This window comes from Enterobacter sp. AG326 (genome assembly GCF_004362415.1).
Taxonomy (GTDB): Bacteria; Pseudomonadota; Gammaproteobacteria; order Enterobacterales; family Enterobacteriaceae; genus Enterobacter; species Enterobacter asburiae.
Genome location: NZ_SNXG01000003.1, coordinates 546,507 through 569,620, shown reverse-complemented (window position 1 = coordinate 569,620; position 23,114 = coordinate 546,507). Strand labels below are relative to the sequence as shown.

The 23,114-nt window shown below is 56.2% G+C and carries 20 protein-coding genes and 5 tRNA genes; 9 read left to right on the top strand and 16 right to left on the bottom strand.

Annotation, left to right across the window (positions count from 1 at the left end; genetic code table 11):
- The first annotated feature begins 4 nt into the window (after positions 1-4).
- The 9 genes from nrdF (at position 5) to leuA (ending at position 11,486) form a co-directional block, all read left to right on the top strand.
- Positions 5-964 carry a class 1b ribonucleoside-diphosphate reductase subunit beta gene (gene nrdF / locus DFO52_RS14220; protein WP_023333169.1) on the top strand — a complete coding sequence of 320 codons (960 nt, stop codon included), beginning with the start codon at positions 5-7 and terminating at the stop codon, positions 962-964.
- A gap of 331 nt (positions 965-1,295) precedes the next feature.
- Positions 1,296-2,507 (top strand): glycine betaine/L-proline ABC transporter ATP-binding protein ProV, encoded by a 1,212-nt coding sequence (gene proV, locus DFO52_RS14215; protein WP_032660399.1) that lies wholly within the window; start codon positions 1,296-1,298, stop codon positions 2,505-2,507.
- Positions 2,491-3,561, top strand: coding sequence for a glycine betaine/L-proline ABC transporter permease ProW (gene proW / locus DFO52_RS14210; RefSeq protein WP_133550613.1), 1,071 nt, complete (start codon positions 2,491-2,493; stop codon positions 3,559-3,561). Before proV ends, proW begins: the two co-directional genes overlap by 17 nt.
- A gap of 9 nt (positions 3,562-3,570) precedes the next feature.
- Complete coding sequence (proX, locus tag DFO52_RS14205; RefSeq protein ID WP_133550612.1) at positions 3,571-4,566, top strand: glycine betaine/L-proline ABC transporter substrate-binding protein ProX; 996 nt, start codon at positions 3,571-3,573, stop codon at positions 4,564-4,566.
- 190 nt (positions 4,567-4,756) lie between these two features.
- Positions 4,757-5,941, top strand: a complete 1,185-nt coding sequence (locus DFO52_RS14200; RefSeq protein ID WP_029742048.1) for an MFS transporter — start codon at positions 4,757-4,759, stop codon at positions 5,939-5,941.
- A 313-nt stretch (positions 5,942-6,254) separates the two neighbouring features.
- The gene (mprA, locus tag DFO52_RS14195) at positions 6,255-6,785 is read left to right on the top strand and encodes a transcriptional repressor MprA (protein WP_023308933.1); all 531 of its coding nucleotides are present in this window, start codon (positions 6,255-6,257) and stop codon (positions 6,783-6,785) included.
- 126 nt (positions 6,786-6,911) lie between these two features.
- On the top strand, positions 6,912-8,084 hold the full coding sequence (gene emrA, locus DFO52_RS14190) for a multidrug efflux MFS transporter periplasmic adaptor subunit EmrA (protein ID WP_029742047.1): 1,173 nt from the start codon (positions 6,912-6,914) through the stop codon (positions 8,082-8,084).
- Positions 8,085-8,100: 16 nt separating this feature from the next.
- Complete coding sequence (gene emrB / locus DFO52_RS14185; RefSeq protein ID WP_045357562.1) at positions 8,101-9,648, top strand: multidrug efflux MFS transporter permease subunit EmrB; 1,548 nt, start codon at positions 8,101-8,103, stop codon at positions 9,646-9,648.
- 182 nt (positions 9,649-9,830) lie between these two features.
- Positions 9,831-11,486 (top strand): 2-isopropylmalate synthase, encoded by a 1,656-nt coding sequence (gene leuA, locus DFO52_RS14180; RefSeq protein WP_133550611.1) that lies wholly within the window; start codon positions 9,831-9,833, stop codon positions 11,484-11,486.
- Here the strand turns inward: leuA and DFO52_RS14175 are convergent.
- The 16 genes from DFO52_RS14175 to DFO52_RS14100 all read right to left on the bottom strand — a co-directional run bounded on the left by DFO52_RS14175 (position 11,473) and on the right by DFO52_RS14100 (position 23,108).
- Positions 11,473-12,237 (bottom strand): helix-turn-helix transcriptional regulator, encoded by a 765-nt coding sequence (locus tag DFO52_RS14175; RefSeq protein WP_059347766.1) that lies wholly within the window; start codon positions 12,235-12,237, stop codon positions 11,473-11,475. The two genes, leuA and DFO52_RS14175, sit on opposite strands and share 14 nt — an antisense overlap.
- A gap of 54 nt (positions 12,238-12,291) precedes the next feature.
- Positions 12,292-12,807: an S-ribosylhomocysteine lyase gene (gene luxS / locus DFO52_RS14170; protein WP_133550610.1), complete on the bottom strand. Its 516-nt coding sequence runs from the start codon at positions 12,805-12,807 to the stop codon at positions 12,292-12,294.
- A gap of 153 nt (positions 12,808-12,960) precedes the next feature.
- Positions 12,961-14,505, bottom strand: a complete 1,545-nt coding sequence (gene gshA, locus DFO52_RS14165; RefSeq protein WP_133550609.1) for a glutamate--cysteine ligase — start codon at positions 14,503-14,505, stop codon at positions 12,961-12,963.
- An 83-nt stretch (positions 14,506-14,588) separates the two neighbouring features.
- Positions 14,589-15,017, bottom strand: coding sequence for a YqaA family protein (locus DFO52_RS14160; RefSeq protein WP_008499541.1), 429 nt, complete (start codon positions 15,015-15,017; stop codon positions 14,589-14,591).
- The gene (yqaB, locus tag DFO52_RS14155; protein WP_133550608.1) at positions 15,014-15,580 is read right to left on the bottom strand and encodes a fructose-1-phosphate/6-phosphogluconate phosphatase; all 567 of its coding nucleotides are present in this window, start codon (positions 15,578-15,580) and stop codon (positions 15,014-15,016) included. Before yqaB ends, DFO52_RS14160 begins: the two co-directional genes overlap by 4 nt.
- A 250-nt stretch (positions 15,581-15,830) precedes the next feature.
- Positions 15,831-15,907: transfer RNA gene (locus DFO52_RS14150), tRNA-Arg, on the bottom strand.
- A 28-nt stretch (positions 15,908-15,935) separates the two neighbouring features.
- A tRNA-Arg gene (locus DFO52_RS14145) sits at positions 15,936-16,012 on the bottom strand.
- 29 nt (positions 16,013-16,041) lie between these two features.
- Positions 16,042-16,118, bottom strand: a tRNA-Arg gene (locus DFO52_RS14140).
- A 64-nt stretch (positions 16,119-16,182) separates the two neighbouring features.
- Positions 16,183-16,259: transfer RNA gene (locus DFO52_RS14135), tRNA-Arg, on the bottom strand.
- Between the two features lie 4 nt (positions 16,260-16,263).
- Positions 16,264-16,356: transfer RNA gene (locus DFO52_RS14130), tRNA-Ser, on the bottom strand.
- 342 nt (positions 16,357-16,698) lie between these two features.
- Positions 16,699-16,884, bottom strand: a complete 186-nt coding sequence (gene csrA, locus DFO52_RS14125) for a carbon storage regulator CsrA (RefSeq protein ID WP_000906486.1) — start codon at positions 16,882-16,884, stop codon at positions 16,699-16,701.
- A gap of 241 nt (positions 16,885-17,125) precedes the next feature.
- Complete coding sequence (alaS, locus tag DFO52_RS14120) at positions 17,126-19,753, bottom strand: alanine--tRNA ligase (protein ID WP_045888112.1); 2,628 nt, start codon at positions 19,751-19,753, stop codon at positions 17,126-17,128.
- Positions 19,754-19,884: 131 nt separating this feature from the next.
- Entirely contained in the window at positions 19,885-20,385 is a 501-nt protein-coding gene (gene recX / locus DFO52_RS14115; protein WP_133550607.1) for a recombination regulator RecX, read from the bottom strand.
- 69 nt (positions 20,386-20,454) lie between these two features.
- Positions 20,455-21,513 (bottom strand): recombinase RecA, encoded by a 1,059-nt coding sequence (gene recA / locus DFO52_RS14110; protein ID WP_023308943.1) that lies wholly within the window; start codon positions 21,511-21,513, stop codon positions 20,455-20,457.
- An 89-nt stretch (positions 21,514-21,602) separates the two neighbouring features.
- Complete coding sequence (gene pncC / locus DFO52_RS14105; protein ID WP_023308944.1) at positions 21,603-22,100, bottom strand: nicotinamide-nucleotide amidase; 498 nt, start codon at positions 22,098-22,100, stop codon at positions 21,603-21,605.
- 129 nt (positions 22,101-22,229) lie between these two features.
- Positions 22,230-23,108 (bottom strand): metal ABC transporter substrate-binding protein, encoded by an 879-nt coding sequence (locus DFO52_RS14100; RefSeq protein WP_133550606.1) that lies wholly within the window; start codon positions 23,106-23,108, stop codon positions 22,230-22,232.
- Between the last annotated feature and the right edge of the window lie 6 nt (positions 23,109-23,114).

The following is a 23,114-nucleotide window of genomic DNA, read 5'->3' as shown; positions in this document are numbered from 1 at the left end:
AAGGATGAAACTGTCACGCGTGAGTGCCGTTAACTGGAACAAAATCCAGGACGATAAAGACCTGGAGGTGTGGAACCGCCTGACCAGCAACTTCTGGCTGCCGGAAAAGGTTCCGCTCTCCAACGATATTCCGGCCTGGCAAACGCTCGGCCACGCCGAGCAGCAGCTGACGATCCGCGTCTTTACCGGCCTGACGCTGCTGGACACCATTCAAAATACCGTCGGTGCACCCGCTCTGATGAGCGACGCGCTAACGCCGCACGAAGAGGCGGTGATGTCGAACATCAGCTTTATGGAGGCGGTGCATGCCCGCTCCTACAGCTCGATTTTCTCGACCCTGTGCCAGACCAAAGACGTGGACGCGGCCTACGCCTGGAGCGAAGAGAGCGAGTCATTACAGAGAAAGGCGGAGCTGGTTCTGGAATATTACCGCGCCGACGAGCCGCTGAAGAAAAAGATCGCCAGCGTGTTCCTGGAATCTTTCCTCTTCTATTCCGGCTTCTGGCTGCCCATGTACTGGTCGAGCCGGGGCAAGCTCACCAACACCGCCGATTTGATTCGGCTCATCATTCGCGATGAAGCGGTACACGGGTATTACATTGGCTATAAGTATCAGAAAGGGCTGGAGAAAGTCAGCGAGGCGAAGCGCGAGGAGCTTAAAGGCTTTGCGCTCGATTTGCTGATGGATCTGTACGACAACGAGCTGAGCTATACCGAGGAACTCTACGCTGGTACCGGCTGGGAGGACGACGTGAAGGCCTTCCTCTGCTACAACGCCAACAAGGCGCTGATGAACCTGGGTTACGACGCGCTGTTCCCGCCGGAGATGGCGGAGGTGAACCCGGCGATTCTGGCCGCGCTGTCGCCCAATGCCGACGAAAACCACGATTTCTTCTCGGGATCCGGCTCATCGTACGTGATGGGCAAAGCGGTAGAAACCGAGGATGAAGACTGGGATTTTTAATGAACGCTAACGTTCGTTAATTTAATATAAACCCAACAATTCTCTCTCTAATATTTACAAAACAACTACACTGTAATTTCCACGTCATATTCGCCTGAATCATTCCGGTTCAGGCGAAATTTCCCGATGCAGCAGCAAAAAATTGAGAAAAATTCAAACCACCCTCAGCCCTTTATTCATGGGAAATTCAGCCGTTTCGCTTGTGTCAAAATTCTTCCCTCAGCTCGACTCAGGGTTGTCTCAGATTCTCAGTATGTTAGGGTTATGCCCGTTAACAATTTACCATGGTAATCATATCGGCATAAACAAATAACAGGACACTCTCTATTGCATGGCAATTAAATTAGAAGTGAAAAATCTTTATAAAGTATTTGGCGAGCACCCGCAGCGCGCATTCAAATATATTGAGAAAGGCCTTACGAAAGAGCAAATTCTGGAAAAAACCGGGCTATCGCTTGGCGTTAAAGACGCCAGTCTGGCCATTGAAGAAGGCGAGATTTTTGTCATCATGGGATTATCCGGTTCGGGTAAATCCACTATGGTTCGCCTTCTCAATCGCCTGATTGAACCCACCCGCGGGCAGGTGCTGATTGACGGCGTGGACATCGCCAGAATATCAGACGCAGAGCTTCGCGAGGTGCGCAGAAAGAAGATCGCAATGGTGTTCCAGTCATTCGCGCTAATGCCGCACATGACGGTGCTGGATAATACCGCTTTCGGCATGGAATTAGCCGGCACGCCGGCTCAGGAACGTCAGGAAAAAGCCCTTGATGCCCTGCGTCAGGTGGGGCTGGAAAATTATGCGCATGCGTATCCGGATGAACTTTCCGGCGGTATGCGCCAGCGCGTGGGATTAGCCCGTGCATTAGCCATTAATCCAGACATATTATTAATGGATGAAGCCTTCTCCGCCCTCGATCCGTTAATTCGCACCGAGATGCAGGATGAGCTGGTAAAATTACAGGCTAAACATCAGCGAACTATTGTCTTTATTTCCCACGATCTGGATGAAGCCATGCGTATTGGCGACCGTATTGCCATTATGCAAAACGGTGAAGTGGTGCAGGTCGGCACGCCGGATGAAATTCTCAATAATCCGGCCAACGATTATGTCCGCACCTTCTTCCGCGGCGTGGATATTAGCCAGGTCTTTAGCGCCAAAGATATTGCCCGTCGAACGCCAAACGGCATTATCCGTAAAACGCCAGGCTTCGGCCCGCGCTCGGCGCTGAAGCTGCTGCAGGACGAAGACCGTGAATACGGTTATCTGGTTGAACGCGGCAATAAATTTGTTGGCATTGTCTCCATCGACTCCCTGAAAACGGCTCTCACTGAGAACCAGGGTATTGATGCGGCGTTAATTGACGCTCCGCTTGCCGTGGACGCCGAAACGCCGCTCAGCGAGTTGCTCTCTCACGTGGGCCAGGCGCCGTGCGCCGTGCCGGTCGTGGGTGAGGAACAACAGTACGTCGGCATCATCTCAAAACGGATGCTGCTGCAGGCTTTAGATCGCGAGGGGGCAAACAATGACCGATCAATCTAACCCGTGGGGCACCACTGAAGCAGCGGACAGCGCTTCGCAATCCGCCGACGCGTGGGGTTCCACGCCAGCGCCGACCGATGGCGGCGGCGCGGCAGACTGGCTGAACAGCGCACCCGCGCCTGCGCCAGAACACTTCAACATCATGGATCCGTTCCACAAAACGCTGATCCCGCTGGACAGCTGGGTCACGGAAGGGATCGACTGGGTGGTCACGCACTTCCGTCCGGTCTTCCAGGGGATCCGCGTCCCGGTGGATTACATCCTGAACGGCTTCCAGCAGCTGATGCTGGGCATGCCGGCACCGGTGGCGATTATCCTGTTCTCCCTGATCGCCTGGCAGTTCGGTAGCGCGGGGATGGGGATCGCCACGCTGATCTCGCTGATTGCCATTGGCGCAATTGGCGCGTGGTCGCAGGCAATGATCACCCTGGCTCTGGTGCTGACCGCCCTGCTCTTCTGCGTTGTCATCGGCTTGCCGATGGGGATCTGGCTGGCGCGCAGCCCGCGAGCGGCGAAGATTATTCGCCCGCTGCTGGATGCGATGCAGACCACCCCGGCGTTCGTCTATCTGGTGCCTATCGTGATGCTGTTTGGCATCGGCAACGTGCCGGGCGTGGTGGTGACCATTATCTTCGCCCTGCCGCCGATTATTCGTCTGACCATTCTGGGGATTAACCAGGTGCCTGCGGACCTGATCGAAGCGTCACGCTCGTTCGGCGCCAGCCCGCGCCAGATGCTGTTTAAGGTTCAGCTTCCTCTGGCGATGCCGACCATCATGGCGGGCGTTAACCAGACGCTGATGCTGGCCCTGTCGATGGTGGTGATCGCCTCGATGATCGCCGTTGGCGGACTGGGCCAGATGGTGCTGCGCGGCATTGGCCGTCTCGACATGGGGCTGGCCACCGTCGGCGGCGTCGGCATTGTGATCCTCGCCATTATCCTTGACCGCCTGACCCAGGCCGTCGGTCGTGATTCACGCAGTCGCGGCAACCGTCGCTGGTATACCACCGGCCCTGTCGGGTTACTCACCCGCCCTTTCACGAAATCAAAATAAGGAACAACGATGCGACATAACGTACTTTTTGCCACAGCGTTTGCCACCCTTGTCTCCACCAGCGCGTTTGCGGCTGACCTGCCTGGCAAAGGCATTACCGTACAGCCGGTGCAGAGCACCATTTCGGAAGAGAGCTTCCAGACCCAGATCGTCAGCCGCGCGCTGGAGAAGCTGGGCTACACGGTTAACACGCCGAGCGAAGTGGACTACAACGTAGGCTACACGTCGATCGCCTCCGGTGACGCCACCTTTACCGCGGTGAACTGGCAGCCGCTGCACGACGACATGTATGCCGCCGCCGGTGGCGACAAGAAGTTCTATCGCGAAGGCACCTTCGTGACGGGCGCAGCGCAGGGGTATCTGATCGACAAAAAAACCGCCGATAAGTACCACATTACCAACATTGAACAGCTGAAAGATCCGAAGATCGCCAAACTGTTCGACACCAACGGTGACGGCAAGGCCGACATGATGGGCTGCTCGCCGGGCTGGGGCTGTGAAGCGGTGATTAACCACCAGAACAAAGCGTTCGATCTGGCGAAAACGGTCGACGTGAGCCACGGCAACTACTCCGCGATGATGGCCGACACCATTGCCCGCTTCAAAGAGGGTAAACCGGTGATCTACTACACCTGGACGCCGTACTGGGTGAGCGACGTGCTGAAGCCGGGCAAAGACGTGGTGTGGCTGCAGGTTCCGTTCTCCTCCCTGCCGGGCGAGCAGAAGGATATCGACACCAAACTGCCGAACGGCATGAACTACGGCTTCCCGGTGAACACCATGCATATCGTGGCCAACAAAGCCTGGGCGGAGAAAAACCCGGCGGCGGCGAAGCTGTTCTCGGTAATGAAGCTGCCGCTGGCGGACATCAATGCCCAGAACGCGATGATGCATGCGGGCAAATCGTCTGAAGCGGATGTGAAAGGCCACGTCGACGGCTGGATCAAAGCCCACCAGCAGCAGTTTGACGGCTGGGTGAAAGAGGCGCTTGAAGCGCAGAAGTAAAACATTTTCCCTCACCCCGGCCCTCTGTTAGCGTTCCCTCTCCCTGTGGGAGAGGGTTAGGGTGAGGGCACCAGACCGCACCATCCACCTAAACCGCACAATACATCACCCAACAATCCCCAACTTTCACAATCATTAGCTATTATGGTTTCCGGAAAAATAATCACTCAACTAACGATTCCTGAAACTAATGACAAAAACAACTCAAGGGCTTAGCCCCGCACTCATCCTTTTAATGTCCGTGGCAACGGGTCTGGCGGTCGCCAGCAACTATTACGCGCAGCCTCTTCTCGACACCATCGCCCGCGCGTTCAATCTCTCCGCCAGCTCCGCAGGCTTTATCGTTACCGCAGCACAGCTGGGCTATGCCGCCGGGCTGCTGTTTCTGGTGCCGCTCGGCGATATGTTTGAACGCCGAATGCTGATCGTTTCTATGACCCTGCTGGCCGCCGGTGGGATGCTGATCACCGCCAGCAGCCAGTCGCTGACGATGATGATCGTCGGAACCGCGCTTACGGGGCTGTTCTCCGTGGTGGCGCAAATCCTGGTCCCGCTCGCCGCGACCCTCGCCTCTCCGGAAAAACGCGGCAAGGTGGTGGGCACCATCATGAGCGGCCTGCTGCTGGGGATTTTGCTGGCGCGTACCGTTGCAGGGCTGCTGGCAAGCCTCGGCGGCTGGCGCACCGTATACTGGGTGGCGAGCGTGCTGATGGTCATCATGGCGCTGGCGCTGTGGCGCGGGCTGCCAAAGGTGAAGCAGGAAAATCACCTGAACTATCCTCAGCTGCTGGCCTCCGTTTTCAGCCTGTTTACGCAGGACAAGCTTCTGCGCACCCGCGCCCTGCTGGGCTGTTTCACCTTCGCTAACTTCAGCATTCTCTGGACGTCGATGGCGTTTCTGCTGGCCGCGCCGCCGTTCAACTATTCCGAAGGGGTGATTGGCCTGTTCGGCCTGGCCGGTGCCGCAGGCGCACTGGGCGCGCGTCCCGCAGGCGGGCTGGCCGACAAGGGCAAATCCCACCTTACCACCTCCGCAGGGCTGGTTTTACTTCTGCTCTCCTGGGCGGCGATCTGGTACGGACACATCTCGGTGCTGGCGCTGATTGTCGGTATCCTGGTGCTCGATCTCACCGTTCAGGGCGTTCACATCACCAATCAGACCGTCATCTATCGCGTGAAGCCAGAGGCGCGTAACCGCCTGACGGCCGGATACATGACCAGCTACTTCATCGGCGGCGCGGCGGGTTCACTCATTTCAGCGTCGGCGTGGCAGCATGCGGGCTGGTCGGGGGTATGCGCGATCGGGGCCATCGTCGCCACCCTCAACCTGCTAGTATGGTGGCGCGGTTATCACCGTCAGGATGCAATTAACTAACATTTACATTGAGTTGGCCTCTTAGGGTGTTAAGAGGCCCTTCACTCTGTTAATGTAAACGTAATCATTTATCCCAGAAATTTTAATGTGGGTGACATATTTTCAATCGGCATGAATAGTTCAGACCCCCGTCCTCACATCCTCTCTTCAGCGGGTTCACACCCTACGCTTTCTGTGCTCACCGGGTCACGGACTTACCCGGCGCTTTCTGATGGTGACATAAGTTTGGCGGATATAACCGCACAAATAATTCATTTACATTATTTGTCACTATCGTTACTATATCGGCTGTAATTAATGAGGTTATGCCCAAATGGATAGTTCGTTTACGCCCATTGAACAAATGCTTAAATTCCGCGCCAGTCGCCATGAGGACTTCCCGTACCAGGAAATCCTGCTGACTCGCCTGTGCATGCACATGCAGGGTAAGCTACTGGAAAACCGTAATAAAATGCTGAAAGCTCAAGGGATTAACGAGACGTTGTTTATGGCGTTGATTACGCTGGAGTCTCAGGAAAATCACAGCATTCAGCCTTCCGAACTGAGCTGCGCGCTGGGCTCCTCCCGTACCAATGCGACCCGTATTGCCGATGAACTCGAAAAGCGTGGCTGGATTGAGCGCCGTGAAAGCGACAACGATCGCCGCTGCCTGCATCTGCAACTGACCGATAAAGGTCACCAGTTCCTGCGCGAGGTGCTGCCACCTCAGCACAATTGCCTGCACAAACTCTGGTCTGCCCTCAGCACCGCCGAGCGCGACCAGCTTGAGCACATCACTCGCAAGCTGCTCACCCGTCTGGATCAGATGGATGAAGACGGCGCCGTTCTTGAGGCGCTGCGCTAACGCGACGACACGCTCACCATTCCAGATTCATAAGAAAACCGACAGGCCAGCACGTCACACTGCTGGCCTTTCTGACAACAGGTCGGCTCAGCCGATGTGAAAATAAGAAGATCGTGGAGAACTACAATGAGCGCAAATGCGGAGAGCACTACCCCGCAGCAGCCGGGCAACAAGAAAGGCAAACGTAAGAGCGCCCTTCTTCTGTTGACCTTGCTCTTTATCATTATTGCCGTGGCATATGGGATCTATTGGTTTTTAGTACTGCGTCATGCTGAAGAGACTGACGACGCGTACGTGGCAGGGAACCAGGTACAAATTATGGCGCAGGTGTCGGGCAGCGTGACGAAAGTCTGGGCTGACAATACCGACTTTGTGCAAAAAGGCGATGTGTTGGTGACCCTCGATCCAACCGACGCCCAGCAGGCGTTTGAAAAAGCACAGACCGCGCTGGCCTCCAGCGTCCGTCAGACCCGCCAGCTGATGATCAACAGCAAACAGCTGCAGGCCAACATCGACGTGCAGAAAACGGCACTGGCGCAGGCGCAGAGCGACCTGAACCGCCGCGTACCGCTCGGCACGGCTAACCTGATTGGCCGTGAAGAGCTGCAGCACGCGCGCGACGCCGTTGCCAGCGCTCAGGCACAGCTGGATGTGGCCATTCAACAGTACAACGCCAACCAGGCGATGGTGCTGGGCACCAGTCTGGAAAACCAGCCTGCCGTACAGCAGGCGGCGACCGAAGTGCGCAACGCGTGGCTTGCCCTGCAGCGTACCAAAATTGTCAGCCCGATGACCGGCTATGTCTCCCGTCGTTCCGTCCAGCCAGGGGCGCAGATTAGCCCAACCACGCCGCTGATGGCGGTCGTGCCGGCAGACAATCTGTGGGTAGACGCCAACTTTAAAGAGACGCAGCTTGCCCATATGCGTATCGGCCAGACCGCGACGGTTGTCAGCGACATCTACGGCGATGACGTGAAGTACACCGGTAAAGTGGTCGGCCTGGATATGGGGACCGGCAGCGCCTTCTCCCTGCTGCCTGCGCAAAACGCCACCGGTAACTGGATCAAAGTGGTTCAGCGTCTGCCCGTGCGTATTGAGCTGGATGCCAAACAGCTGGCGGATCACCCGCTGCGTATCGGCCTCTCTACGCTGGTGACGGTCGACACCGCCAACCGCGACGGTCAGATCCTGGCAAGCCAGGTTCGCAGCAGCCCGGCTTATGAAAGTAACGCCCGTGAAATTAGCCTCGATCCGGTCAACAAGCTGATCGATGACATCGTGAAGGCAAACGCCGGTTAATCCGAAGGTGAGCGTTATGCAACAGCAAAAGCCGCAAAAACCGCTGGAAGGCGCGCAGCTGGTCATTATGACCATCGCGCTGTCGCTGGCGACATTCATGCAGGTGCTGGACTCCACCATCGCAAACGTGGCGATCCCGACCATCGCCGGTAACCTTGGCTCGTCGCTGAGCCAGGGGACCTGGGTCATTACCTCGTTTGGGGTGGCAAACGCCATCTCCATTCCGATTACCGGCTGGCTGGCAAAGCGCGTCGGTGAAGTGAAGCTTTTCCTCTGGTCGACGGTATTGTTCGTTCTTGCCTCCTGGGCGTGCGGCATGTCCAGCAGCCTGACGATGCTGATCTTCTTCCGCGTCATTCAGGGGATTGTCGCCGGGCCGCTGATTCCGCTGTCGCAGAGCTTACTGCTGAACAACTACCCGCCCGCCAAACGTTCGATTGCGCTGGCGCTGTGGTCAATGACCGTGATTGTCGCGCCGATTTGCGGGCCTATCTTAGGCGGCTATATCAGCGACAACTATCACTGGGGCTGGATCTTCTTCATCAACGTACCGATTGGCGCCATCGTGGTAATGCTGACGCTCCAGTCGCTGCGCGGAAGAGAAACCCGGACGGAACAGCGGCGTATCGACGCCATTGGCCTGGCACTGCTGGTTGTCGGCATCGGTAGCCTGCAGGTCATGCTCGACCAGGGCAAAGAGCTGGACTGGTTCAACTCCCGGGAGATCATCATCCTGACGATTGTCGCGGTGGTGTCGCTGAGCTTCCTGATTGTCTGGGAGCTGACGGACGATAACCCGATAGTCGACCTGTCGCTGTTTAAGTCGCGAAACTTCACCATAGGCTGTCTGTGTATCAGCCTCGCCTACATGCTCTACTTCGGCGCGATTGTACTGCTGCCGCAGCTGCTGCAGGAGGTATACGGCTACACCGCAACCTGGGCAGGTTTAGCCTCGGCGCCAGTTGGGTTGATTCCGGTTCTGCTGTCGCCGATTATTGGCCGCTTCGCCCACAAGCTCGACATGCGCCGGCTGGTGACGTTCAGCTTTATCATGTATGCCGTGTGTTTCTACTGGCGCGCGTATACGTTCGAACCGGGAATGGACTTTGGCGCGTCCGCGTGGCCGCAGTTTATTCAGGGCTTTGCCGTGGCGTGCTTCTTTATGCCACTGACCACCATCACGCTTTCCGGTTTACCGCCTGAGCGCATGGCGGCGGCATCGAGCCTGTCGAACTTTACGCGAACGCTGGCGGGCTCGATTGGTACGTCGATCACCACCACCCTGTGGACGAACCGTGAATCAATGCACCATGCGCAGCTGACCGAAGCGGTGAATCCGTTCAACCCGAACTCCCGGGAGATGTACAACCAGCTTCAGGGAATGGGTATGACGGAACAGCAGGCGTCAGGGTGGATTGCCCAGCAGATCACCAACCAGGGTCTGATTATCTCAGCCAACGAGATTTTCTGGATATCGGCGGGGATCTTTATCGTCCTGCTGGGGCTGGTGTGGTTTGCTAAACCACCGTTTGGCGCCGGTAGCGGCGGCGGCGGTGCGCACTAGTCCTGTGACAGTTGCCCGGTGGCGCTGCGCTTACCGGGCCTACGAACGTAGGCCGGATAAGGCGTAGCCGCCATCCGGCAAAAAACCGCACCGTGTCCAGAACGCGATAGCCATTGTCAGTTTCGATAAAGCAGCGCGCCTGAAATCAATTCACGATAGTGAAAAGACAACAGGAGCGCATCATGCTGAACACACCCGCCGACAAGTACCAACCCTATCCGACCCTTTCCCTGCCCGACCGCCGCTGGCCGGAGCAACGCATCACCCGCGCGCCGCGCTGGCTCTCAACCGACCTGCGCGACGGCAACCAGGCTCTTGCCGAGCCGATGGACAGCACCCGCAAGCTGCAGTTCTGGGATCTGCTGCTGGGCTGCGGATTCAAAGAAATTGAGGTGGCTTTCCCATCCGCCTCGCAGACGGATTTCAACTTTGTTCGCCAGCTGATTGAAGAGAACCGCATCCCGGATGACGTCACGATTCAGGTATTAACCCAGGCGCGGGAAGATCTCATCCATCGTACTTTCGAATCCCTGCGCGGTGCGAAACAGGCCACCGTCCATCTGTATAACGCCACCGCCCCGCTGTTCCGCCGCCTGGTGTTCGGCATGGAGAAAGCGCAAATCGTCGAGCTGGCGACGCGATCCACGCGGCTTATTCGTCAGCTGTGTGAAGAGAACCCGGACACCCGCTGGCAGTATGAGTACTCCCCGGAAACCTTCTGCTTTACCGAACCGGAATTTGCGCTGGAGATTTGTGAAGCCGTGGCGGAGATCTGGCAGCCGTGCGACGAACGGCCGATGGTGATCAACTTACCGGCCACCGTCGAAGTGAGCACGCCGAACGTCTATGCCGACCAGATCGAGTATTTCTGCCGCCACTTCAGCCGCCGCCGGGATGTCTGCATCAGCGTACACCCGCATAACGACCGCGGTACCGGCGTCGCCAGCGCCGAGCTGGCCGTGATGGCGGGCGCAGACCGCGTGGAGGGCTGCCTGTTTGGCAACGGGGAGCGCACGGGAAACGTCTGCCTGGTGACGCTGGCGATGAATCTCTACAGCCAGGGCCTCAGCCCGAATCTGGACTTTAGCGATATGAACCGGGTGGTGGAAGTGGTGGAAGCCTGCAACCAGCTGCCGGTGCATCCGCGCCACCCGTGGGCGGGACGGCTGGCCTATACCGCCTTCTCCGGCTCGCACCAGGACGCGATCAAAAAAGGCTTTGATGCCCGCAGGCCTGGCGAGCGCTGGGAGATGCCGTATCTGCCCGTCGATCCGCAGGATATCGGCTGCACCTACGAAGCGGTGATCCGCGTAAACAGCCAGTCGGGGAAAAGCGGCAGCGCGTGGCTCATCGAACAGAATCATGGTCTGAAATTACCTCGCGCCCTGCAGCAGGATTTCAGCCAGCACGTGCAGCAGGAAACCGATCGCCACGGAAAAGAGATGACGCAGAATGCGCTGTGGCAGCTGTTCCGCACCCGCTACGGGCTGGTAGCCACGCCGCAGTTTGCGCTGCAATCCTACCGCAGCGACAGCCAGCAGGACGGCCAGCTGCGTTTGACGGCAAGCATCGCTACGCAGGGGGGAACGCGTCAGCTGGAAGGTCAGGGTAACGGTCTGCTCTCCGCCGCCGCTCAAGGCTTAAGCCGCTGGGTCAACGCCCCGTTCGTGATTAAGGATTATCACGAGCATACGTTAGGCGAACGCAGCGACAGCCGCTCGGTGGCCTACATCCGCTGCCTGTTCCAGGACGGGAGCAGCCGCTGGGGCGTGGGCATCGACAGCGACGTGGCGCGCGCGTCGCTTCAGGCACTCTTAAACGCCGTCAGTCGTTCTTAAAGTAATCGCTGGGGGAAACGCCCATCACCCGGCGAAACATCGCCGTAAAGGCGCTGTGGCTGCCGTAACCCAGATCCAGCGCCACGCGCAATACCGGCTGGCCCTGCGCCAGCCGCACTAAGGCTTCCAGCAGGCGCGCCCTTCTCAACCACTCGCCGAAGCTTAATCCCGTCTGCTGCTGAAAATGGCGGTTCAGAGTGCGTTCGCTCATGTTCATCATGCTCGCGGCCTGCGCGCTGCTCCAGCTTTCCCCCGCGTTTTGCCGGATTTGCAGACACAGGTGGCGTAACGCCTCAGTTTCTGGCTCCGGCAGGTGAAACGGCAGCACGGGCATGGTGCGGATTTCATCGAGAATGAGCTCATAGACGCGTTCATCCCGGCTGCCGGGCGAGTACGATTCAGGTAAATCAAGAGAGACGAGGATCAGCTCGCGCAGCAGCGGCGCGATCTGCACGATCTGGCAGGTGGCTGGGAGATCGGCCCGCGCCAGCGGATCGATAAACAGCGTTCGCGCCGCCACGTTGCCGGTGATGCGAAGCGAGTGGCGGGTCCCCGCCGGTAGCCAGACGCCGCGACCGGGAGGAACAACCCAACAGCCCGATGCCGTATCGACCCGTACCACGCCGCTCAGGGTGTGCAACAGCTGTGCGCAGTCGTGCTCATGCCACGGCTCGCTGTCGCCATGAACGTAATCATGGGCAAACGGAACGAGGGGACGATGGATAAAGGAGAAGGTTGCGGTTGTGGTCATGGGGTTGAACCACCCTCACCCTACCCTCTCCCTGAGGGAGAGGGAAAAGGTGCACTAGATGTGCAGTTCCTTCAGTTTTTCTTTTGGCAGGGCCAGCTCTTCGTTGCTGTTCACGCGAACATCACGCTCGATGATGTGACGCGCGATTTCCTGCGCTTCTTCCAGAGAGTGCATCTGGTAAGTACCGCACTGGTAAACGTTCAGCTCAGGGATCTGGTTCTGCTCTTTCACCTTCAGCACGTCTTCCATCGCCGCTTTCCACGCATCTGCGACGCGTTTCTCGTCAGGCACACCAATCAGACTCATGTAGAAACCGGTACGGCAGCCCATCGGAGAGATATCGATGATCTCAACGCCGTTGCCGTTCAGATGGTCACGCATGAAACCAGCGAACAGGTGCTCCAGGGTATGAATGCCTTTCTCTGGCATCACTTCTTTATTTGGCACGCAGAAACGCAGATCGAAGACGGTGATCGTGTCGCCGTGCGGGGTGTGCATGGTCTTCGCCACGCGTACTGCAGGTGCTTCCATACGGGTATGGTCGACAGTAAAGCTATCTAATAACGGCATACGTCACCTCCGATAGTGATTTTTTTTAAAATAAACTGAACTCTTCTACAGAATGCACGTCTGAGTATATGAAAGACGCGCATTTGTTATCATCATCCCTGAATTCAGAGATGTATATTTTGGCCACAGCGATGTGGCCTTTTTCTTTTCTGCTTAAGCCTGCTTCGCCAGAAACGCCTCAAACGACTCGGTATCCGCCGCTTCAACCTCTTTCTGACGCACCACGGACGCATCGCGTTCCGCGGCAAAATCCGCTTCGCTCAGCACTTCTAACGGCTCCTGCATCAGCATCTCACGGTACTCCGCTGAGAGTGAACGCCCCGTGCCGCCAATGCCCTGATCGATCATAGAACGCAGAATACGCGCTGAGAACGTCAGTTCCGGATTATCAAAACATTCCACCAGCTGGTCGCAGATCTGTTGATACGCGTCGCCGCCGTCAATGCTGTCCATTGTGCGGGCAACACGCTTCAGATCGCGGAACAGATCTTTGCCGACTTTGGTCAGCGGGAACTGTGCCGTTTCACAGCCGATACCCAGCGTCAGACCCGGTTTACGTCCTTCCAGAATCACGCGATTCCAGTTTGTACGGGTACAGAGCAGTTCGTCTGAACTCATTTCCGGCGCATCCGCCAGCACGCACCAGACCATAAACAGATCCAGGAAGCGAACCTGCTGCTCATCAACGCCAATCGGTGAGAACGGGTTGATATCCAGTGAGCGTACTTCAATGTATTCGATCCCGCCGCGCTGCAGCGCATCCGACGGGGTTTCACCGCTGCGCGTCACGCGTTTAGGACGAATAGGCGCATACAGCTCGTTTTCAATCTGCAGCACATTGCTGTTGATTTGCAGGCGCTTGCCGTCTTTTTCGAGGCCGATTTTCTCGTACTCTTCCGACGGGGTTTTGATCGCCCGCTTCAATCCTGCCACATATTCGTGCAATTCGTTAAACGTAATACCGAGATTGCTTTGCGATTTATTGGTATAACCGAGATCGCTCAGGCGCAGAGAGGTGGCGTACGGGAGATAGTACATTCCGCACTCGGTCTTCTCGAACGGCAGCGTGGTCGGTTTCCCCTGCAGGAACGAAGAACAGATCGCCGGGGAGGCACCAAACAGATACGGGATCACCCAGCCGAAACGGTAATAGTTGCGGATCAGGCGGAAGTAGCCTTCAGAGATCGCGTCTTTATCCGTTTCACCGCATTTCGCCTGCCAGAACGCCATTGGCAGCGAGAAGTTATAATGCACGCCCGAGATCGTCTGCATCAACGCGCCGTAGCGGTTTTTCAGCCCTTCTCGATAGAGCGTTTTCAGCCGACCAATATTTGACGTGCCGTACTGCGCCAGCTCAATCTCCTGGCCCTGCTCGATATAGCACGGCATGCTGAGGGGCCACATACGTTCGTCGCCCATGTTGCGCGCGGTATAGCGATGGATATCGCGCATGATCGTCAGCATATGATCAATATCACCCTCTACTGGCGTAATGAACTCCAGCAGTGCCTCAGCGAAATCGGTTGTGATCCATTTATGTGTCAGCGCCGAGCCTAACGCCTTCGGGTGACCCGTCGTCGCTAAGCTACCGTCCGCGTTAACGCGCAGCGTTTCACGCTCAAGACCACGCTGAATACCCTTCAATGCCTGAGGGTGGTTTTCCAGCCAGGCCAGCGCCTGAGATACGTCCGGGATCAAATTGACCTCCCGCCTGTCAAAGTAATGTTACTCAGCATAATTGTAATGGTTGACGATTGAAGGTCGCGTATTCATTCCACCAATTAGTGCCACCACGTCATACCCTGTAGTGTTGCCCATGCCACGAGAACATAGCGCAACGCCTTGCCAAGGCACAAAAAAAAGAGCACCGGTCCCCAGGAGATGCGCATCCATCCCGCCAGTAGACACAGTAAATCGCCTATTACAGGCATCCAGCTTAATAACAGCGTGGCAGCGCCATAGCGTTTTAGCCAGCCGACTGCCTTTTCCTGCCAGCGCGATTTTTCGCGTAGCGGAAAGAAACGCCCAAGAATAACGTTAGTCAGCCCTCCAAGGCTATTACCCATTGTTGCTATTAATACAAGCAGCCAGGGCTGACTCACGCCGGACAACAGCATCGCCACCAGCACCACTTCCGAATTTCCCGGTAACAGCGTGGCGCTTAAAAAACTGCTGGCGAATAATGAGGCAAGTGACAGCGCGTCACTCACAGTAAGCGCACATCCACCGCATCCATTCCGGCATCACGCGCGGCCTGAATGCCGAAATCGGCGTCTTCAAACACGACACATTTTGCCGCCGGTACGCCCATTAATTCTGCGCAAAGCAGGAAGGTGTCCGGTGCGGGCTTGTGATGTTCAACATGATCGGCGGCAACTACGGCAGAAAAATAGTGGCGCAGGCCAAGATGGTTGAGTAATGCCTCAGCAATCGCACTTTCGCTGCCTGTTCCGACCGACATCGGGCGACGCCCGTGCCACTCTTTTACCACATCAATCAGCGGCAGAGGACGTACGGTATCTAAAAGCATGGCTTTTACCGCATCGGTTTTTTCGCGCGCGAGCAGGTGCGGGTCGAGATCGGCCTCATTCAGTTCAATGACGGCCTGTGCAATACGCCAGGTGGGGGATCCGTTGAGGGCAATCATCGCCTGAAGATCGAAACGCATTCCGTAGCGGCCCAGGACGTCAGTCCAGGCTTGACGATGCGTGGGTTCGGTATCCAGGAGAGTGCCGTCCATATCGAAGATCAAACCGTCATACTGTGCGTACATCGTGCTCTCGCTAAACGATTAACAAAGCATTACTTTATCGTAAATGGTGATTTTTGTCGCTGATTGAGAGTGTGATTGCTGACGGAACGTCGAAGGAATAAACAAAGAAGGAGAAGATGGTGCATCCGGGAGGATTACTCGGCTTACGCCTCGCCCTGCGGGCCGTTGCTAAAGCAACGTTATCCTCCCTGTTGCTTGCGATTAACTCGCAGACCTTAAAACAACAGCATCGCTGTTATCCAGGAGAATATGGTGCATCCGGGAGGATTCGAACCTCCGACCGCTCGGTTCGTAGCCGAGTACTCTATCCAGCTGAGCTACGGATGCATCAGGGAACTACTTTCAGAAATAATAATGGTGCATCCGGGAGGATTCGAACCTCCGACCGCTCGGTTCGTAGCCGAGTACTCTATCCAGCTGAGCTACGGATGCATCAGGGTACTGCTTTCAGAAATAGTAAATGGTGCATCCGGGAGGATTCGAACCTCCGACCGCTCGGTTCGTAGCCGAGTACTCTATCCAGCTGAGCTACGGATGCATCGGGATTTACTACTGTACTGCTCGATATTCATATCACTTCTAAAGCAATATGAAGTAATAGATGGTGCATCCGGGAGGATTCGAACCTCCGACCGCTCGGTTCGTAGCCGAGTACTCTATCCAGCTGAGCTACGGATGCAAAATGGCGGTGAGGCGGGGATTCGAACCCCGGATGCAGCTTTTGACCGCATACTCCCTTAGCAGGGGAGCGCCTTCAGCCTCTCGGCCACCTCACCACACAACGCCTCTTTCGAGTGCTTCGAGTTACTCGTTAAGAGCTTCTCGTCGCTGCGTGGCGCATATATTACTTTCTGGGACTTATAAGTCAAACAATTTTCCAAAAGCTTTTATCGTTTGCACAAATCACACGCAATTCGCATGTAAAAGCCGCAAAGAGGGTGTTTTATAAGCGGATTTTGCAGGCATCTTCACAGAAAACCTCAGCAGAAATGGCGGAGTAAGGGCGAGTTAAGGGGAACGAAGTGGTTAAAAAGAGAGCGTTTGAAATTAAACGGTAACGTTGAGCAGGAAAAATGACAGGAGGGTTGCGTCTCGCCCGACAGCGAGACGCGACAATATCAGTAACTGGACTGCTGGGATTTTTCAGCCTGGATACGCTGGTAGATCTCTTCACGGTGGACAGATACTTCTTTAGGAGCGTTAACACCAATACGTACCTGGTTACCCTTTACCCCTAAAACTGTCACGGTGACCTCATCCCCAATCATGAGGGTCTCACCAACTCGACGAGTCAGAATCAGCATTCTTTGCTCCTTGAAAGATTAAAAGAGTCGGGTCTCTTGTATCCCGGCATTATCCATCATATAACGCCAAAAAGTAAGCGATGACAAACACGTAAAGTGTAAGCAGTCACGGCATCACATTCTGTTAAACGTAAGTTTAGCCGATATACACAAACTCAACCTGACTTTATCGTTATCGATAGCACAGTGAACAAGACGCCATAACGTTACCGCTATGGCGTCTGCTTGTGCTTTGTAGTTATTACAGTTTCGCGCTTACCCAGCTTTCAACGCTGGCCAAAGCTTGCGGAAGTGCCGCCGCATCCGTACCACCGGCTTGCGCCATGTCCGGACGACCGCCACCCTTGCCGCCCACCTGCTGAGCGACCATACCAATCAGTTCCCCTGCTTTTACGCGGTCAGTCACATCCTTAGAGACGCCCGCAATCAGAGAAACCTTACCTTCTGCCACTGTCGCCAGCACGATAACGGTAGAACCAAGCTGGTTCTTGAGATCGTCGACCATAGTACGCAGCATCTTAGGCTCAACGCCCGCCAGATCGCTGACCAGCAGTTTGACGCCCTTAATGTCTACAGCCTTGCTGGAGAGGTTTGCACTCTCCTGCGCCGCAGCCTGCTCTTTCAGCTGCTGCAGCTCTTTTTCCAGCTGACGCGTGCGATCCAGCGCAACGCGCACTTTCTCGCCCAGATTCTGGCTATCGCCTTTCAGCAGCTGCGCGATGTCGTGCAGCTGATCGCTCTGCGCATGCAGGCTGGCAATCGCACCTTCACCGGTCACCGCTTCAATACGACGCACACCTGCCGCCGTTCCTGACTCGGAAACAATGCGGAACAGGCCGATGTCACCGGTGCGCGATGCGTGCGTACCGCCGCACAGCTCGGTAGAGAAGTCGCCCATGCTCAGCACGCGAACGCGGTCGTCATATTTCTCACCAAACAGCGCCATCGCACCTTTTTTCTTCGCGTCCTCGAGCTCCATGATGTGGGTCTCGATTGGCAGGTTACGACGGATCTGCGCGTTCACCAGATCTTCCACCGCGCGGATTTCAGACGGTTTCATCGCTTCAAAATGCGAGAAGTCGAAACGCAGCACTTTGTCGTTAACCAGAGAACCTTTCTGTGCAACGTGGGTACCCAATACGTCGCGCAGGGCAGCGTGCATCAGGTGGGTTGCAGAGTGGTTCAGACGAATGCGCGCGCGGCGAGCTTCATCCACGTTAGCCTGTACGCCCTCGCCCACTTTCAGAGAACCGGAAACCAGTTTGCCCTGGTGACCAATCGCCTGACCGTATTTCTGGGTGTCGCTGACGCTAAAGCTGAAACCGTTGCCTTTCAGTTCGCCCTTATCGCCAACCTGACCGCCGGATTCCGCGTAGAACGGCGTTTTGTCCAGAATGACAACCGCATCCTGACCCGCGCTAATGCTGTCCACGGCTTTACCGTCAACAAACAGGGCGGTCACTTTACCGGTCAGTTCCAGCGCGTCATAGCCTTTGAATTCTGACGCGCTATCAACGCGGATCATCGCGTTGTAGTCTGCACCGAAACCGCTGGATTCACGCGCACGACGACGCTGCTCTTCCATCGCGGCTTCGAAGCCCGCTTCGTCAACTTTGATGTTGCGCTCGCGGCAAACGTCCGCCGTCAGGTCAACCGGGAAGCCGTAGGTGTCGTACAGGCGGAAAGCGGTTTCGCCATCCAGCGTGTCGCCCTTAAGTTTCGCCAGCTCTTCGTCCAGCAGCGCCAGACCGCGCTCCAGCGTACGCGCAAACTGCTCTTCTTCGGTTTTCAGAACCTGCTCTACCTGCGCCTGCTGGCGTTTCAGCTCATCACCGGCAGCACCCATCACGCCAATCAGTGGCCCAACGAGTTTATAGAAGAAGGTGTCCTTCGCGCCCAGCATGTTGCCGTGACGGATGGCACGACGAATGATACGACGCAGCACGTAGCCACGGTTTTCATTCGACGGGATAACGCCGTCGGCAATCAGGAACGCACAGGAACGAATGTGGTCCGCGATAACGCGCAGCGATTTGTTGTTCAGGTCGGTCGCGCCGGTAACGTTCGCAACGGCTTTGATCAGGGTGCTGAACAGATCAATTTCGTAGTTGGAGTTAACGTGCTGCAGAACCGCGGCAATACGCTCCAGGCCCATACCAGTATCAACGGAAGGCTTCGGCAGCGGCTCCATCGTACCGTCAGCCTGACGGTTGAACTGCATGAAGACAATGTTCCAGATCTCAATGTAGCGATCGCCGTCTTCTTCCGGGCTGCCTGGAGGGCCGCCCCAGATGTGGTCGCCGTGATCGTAGAAGATCTCGGTGCACGGGCCGCAAGGACCGGTATCACCCATCTGCCAGAAGTTGTCAGACGCGTATGGCGCGCCTTTGTTATCACCGATGCGAATAATACGCTCGCGCGGGATCCCGACTTCTTTTTCCCAGATTTCGTAGGCTTCGTCATCGGTTTCATAGACGGTAACCCACAGACGCTCTTTCGGCAGGTTGAACCAGTTTTCACCGGTCAGCAGTTCCCACGCATATTGAATGGCATCGTGTTTGAAGTAGTCGCCGAAGCTGAAGTTACCCAGCATTTCGAAGAACGTATGGTGACGCGCGGTGTAACCGACGTTTTCCAGGTCGTTGTGTTTACCGCCCGCACGCACGCAACGCTGTGAGGTTGTGGCGCGGGAATAATTACGCTTGTCGAGACCAAGGAACACATCCTTGAACTGGTTCATCCCGGCGTTGGTAAACAGCAGAGTCGGATCGTTGTTCGGTACCAGGGAGCTGCTGGCAACAACCTGGTGTCCCTTACTATGGAAAAAATCGAGAAACGCCTGACGGATCTCAGCGGTGCTCTTGCTCATAATTATCCTGAAATCAAGCTAACGAAATGTCGTAGCCAGCCTGTATCGGTAAACCGTTGGACAGACCAGCTACTGGAAAAAGTGGGAATAAGATAAGTTTTCTTTAGTGGGAAGTAAAATCCCGCATGCGTTCAATCGGCAAAATTACGCCAGATATCCTGAATATCTTCCATCAGAAAGCCGCGGTAGAGCAAAAAGCGCTGGATTTTGATTTTTTCTGAAAATTCACGCGGCAGCGGTTCGCCGTATTTACGTATCGCCTGTTCTCTGGCCAGCTCGCACCAGTCAATATCGCATTCGCGCATCGCTTTTTCGATGGATTCCCGGGCCACCCCTTTCTGGTTCAGCTCCTGCCGGATGCGTGCGGGCCCATATCCTTTGCGGCCGCGGCTGGCGAGAAAGCGTGAGGCAAAACGCTCGTCATCGAGATAATGATGCTCATAGCACCAGGCAATCACGCGGTCATAATCTTCCGCCGTGGCATCAATCTCTTCCGGCCCGTTTTTACTCATCACCGGAGCCGACAGTTTTCGCCGCAGCTCCTGTTCACTGTGGTCACGAACGGCCAGGATGCGCACCGCGCGGTCCAGTAAGCGTGCATACGCGGGTCGACGTGTTGTCGGTTCACTCATAAAAAAACCTGCTGATTCAGAAATGCAAAAAGGGCCGCATCAGCAGCCCTTCATTTTTAAACGAAAGAATTAAAAGTCTTCGTTAGTTTCTTCAGCATCCGCGGCATCCACCACGAAATCAGGTTTGGAGTCCTGGTTGTTCAGCAGAAGCTCACGCACCTTCTTCTCAATCTCTTTCGCTGCAGCCGGGTTCTCTTTCAGCCAGGAGATCGCGTTCGCTTTACCCTGACCAATCTTGTCACCGTTGTAGCTGTACCAGGCGCCCGCTTTTTCAATCAGCTTCTCTTTCACGCCCAGGTCAACCAGCTCGCCGAGGAAGTTGATCCCTTCGCCGTAGAGGATCTGGAATTCAGCCTGTTTGAACGGCGCGGCGATTTTGTTCTTCACAACCTTCACGCGGGTTTCGCTACCGACCACGTTCTCGCCCTCTTTAACCGCGCCGATACGGCGGATATCCAGACGGACAGAAGCGTAGAATTTCAGAGCGTTACCACCGGTAGTGGTTTCCGGGTTACCGAACATCACACCAATTTTCATACGGATCTGGTTGATGAAGATCAGCAGCGTGTTGGACTGCTTCAGGTTACCGGCCAGCTTACGCATCGCCTGGCTCATCATACGTGCCGCGAGGCCCATGTGAGAGTCACCGATTTCACCTTCGATTTCGGCTTTTGGCGTCAGTGCGGCAACGGAGTCGACCACGATAACGTCAACGGCACCAGAACGCGCCAGCGCGTCACAAATTTCCAGCGCCTGCTCACCGGTGTCCGGCTGAGAACACAGCAGGTTGTCGATATCCACGCCCAGCTTGCGAGCATAAACAGGGTCCAGCGCGTGCTCAGCATCGATAAACGCACAGGTTTTACCTTCGCGCTGTGCCGCGGCAATCACCTGCAGCGTCAGGGTAGTTTTACCGGAGGACTCTGGCCCATAGATTTCTACGATACGGCCCATAGGCAGACCGCCAGCGCCCAGCGCGATATCCAGAGAAAGCGAACCGGTGGAGATGGTTTCCACATCCATGGAACGGTCTTCACCCAGGCGCATGATGGAGCCTTTACCGAATTGCTTTTCGATCTGGCCCAGTGCTGCCGCCAACGCTTTCTGTTTGTTTTCGTCGATAGCCATTATTACTCCTGTCATGCCGGGAGAAGCGACTGTGCTTCACCGTGGATTTCTGTTCTGTTGGTGCAATTATACTGTATGGTCATACAGTATCAAGTGTTTTGTAGAAATTGTTGCCAGAGCGTTTTTAACGCATAAACGGTTGCCTGACGACGCACGCTTTCGCGATCGCCGCTGAAGCACTCCCGGCGGGTGATCCCTTCCCCTTTGGAGGTGGCGAACCCAAACCAGACGGTGCCGACAGGCTTCACGTCGCTGCCGCCGTCCGGGCCCGCAATGCCGCTAATGGAAATCGCGTAATCTGCGCGGGCCTCTTTGAGCGCGCCAATAGCCATCTCGATTACCACCGGTTCGCTGACCGCGCCATGCTGTTCAAGCGTGGATTCACGCACGCCAATCATCTGTGCTTTAGCTTCGTTACTGTAGGTCACAAAACCGCGTTCAAACCAGGCGGAACTGCCGGCAATATCGGTAATCGCTTTCGCCACCCAGCCGCCGGTGCAGGATTCCGCAGTGGTGATTGTCGCGCCACGCTGCTTCAACGCAAGGCCAACGATCTCGCTAAGCTGCATCAATTCATGGTCAGTCATTCTCGCTCCTGGCATCAGAAAAACGTGCTGCACAAGATAGCACTTTCTCGTCAGATGTGGGGATGCACTTCAGGTTTTACGAGGGGGCTTCAGAAAAAAGCCGGTACGGACGCACCGGCGGTGGAAAAGTTATTTCATGCTGTCAGCGAGGGTTTGCACATTGTGGCGAAACGCCTTAACGTAGGTGTCTGCCACCCCACCTTTTGCCGACAGCGCTTCGGGGTAAAGCTCACCCCCGGGCTGCGCGCCCGTCGCCGACGCAATCTGTTTCACCAGACGCGGATCGAGCTGATTCTCCATGAACCAGGTTTTCACGCCGTCGGCTTTGATCTGATTGATAATCTCGGCGACCTGCGCCGCGCTGGCTTCGCTCTCAGACGACAGCCCCTGCGGCGCCATAAACGTCACGCCGTAGGCGCGGCTGAAATAGCCGAACGCGTCATGGCTGGTCAGCACTTTACGCTTCGTCGGCGGGATCTGGCTAAAGCGCGTTATGGCCCAGTTATCCAGCTGGCTGAGCTGCGCGATATACGTTTTGCCAGAGGCTTCCAGCGCAGATTTGTCCTCAGGATCGGCTTTCACCAGCCCGTTCAGAATGTTTTGCGCATAGAGCGCCCCGTTCGCCGCGCTGTTCCACGCATGGGGATCGGTCACAGTCTTTCCATCTTCCTCAAGCGTGTGGGTTTTCACTCCTGTTGAGGCGACAACCAGTTGCCCTTTGAACCCGGAAGCTTTCACCAGACGATCAAGCCAGCCCTCCAGCCCCAGGCCGTTCACCACCACCACATCAGCCTTGCTCAGGGCCGCGCTGTCTTTCGGCGACGGTTCGAAGGTATGCGGATCGCCGTCCGGCCCGACCAGCGTCGTCACGTTCACATGGTCGCCGCCTACCTCCTGCGTGATATCCCCCAGTATCGAAAAGCTGGTGACCACATTCAGCGTTTTCGCCATCACGCCGTGCGACATCATCCCCAGCGCGAGCGCCACTACAAATCCTGTACGTTTCATCGTTTC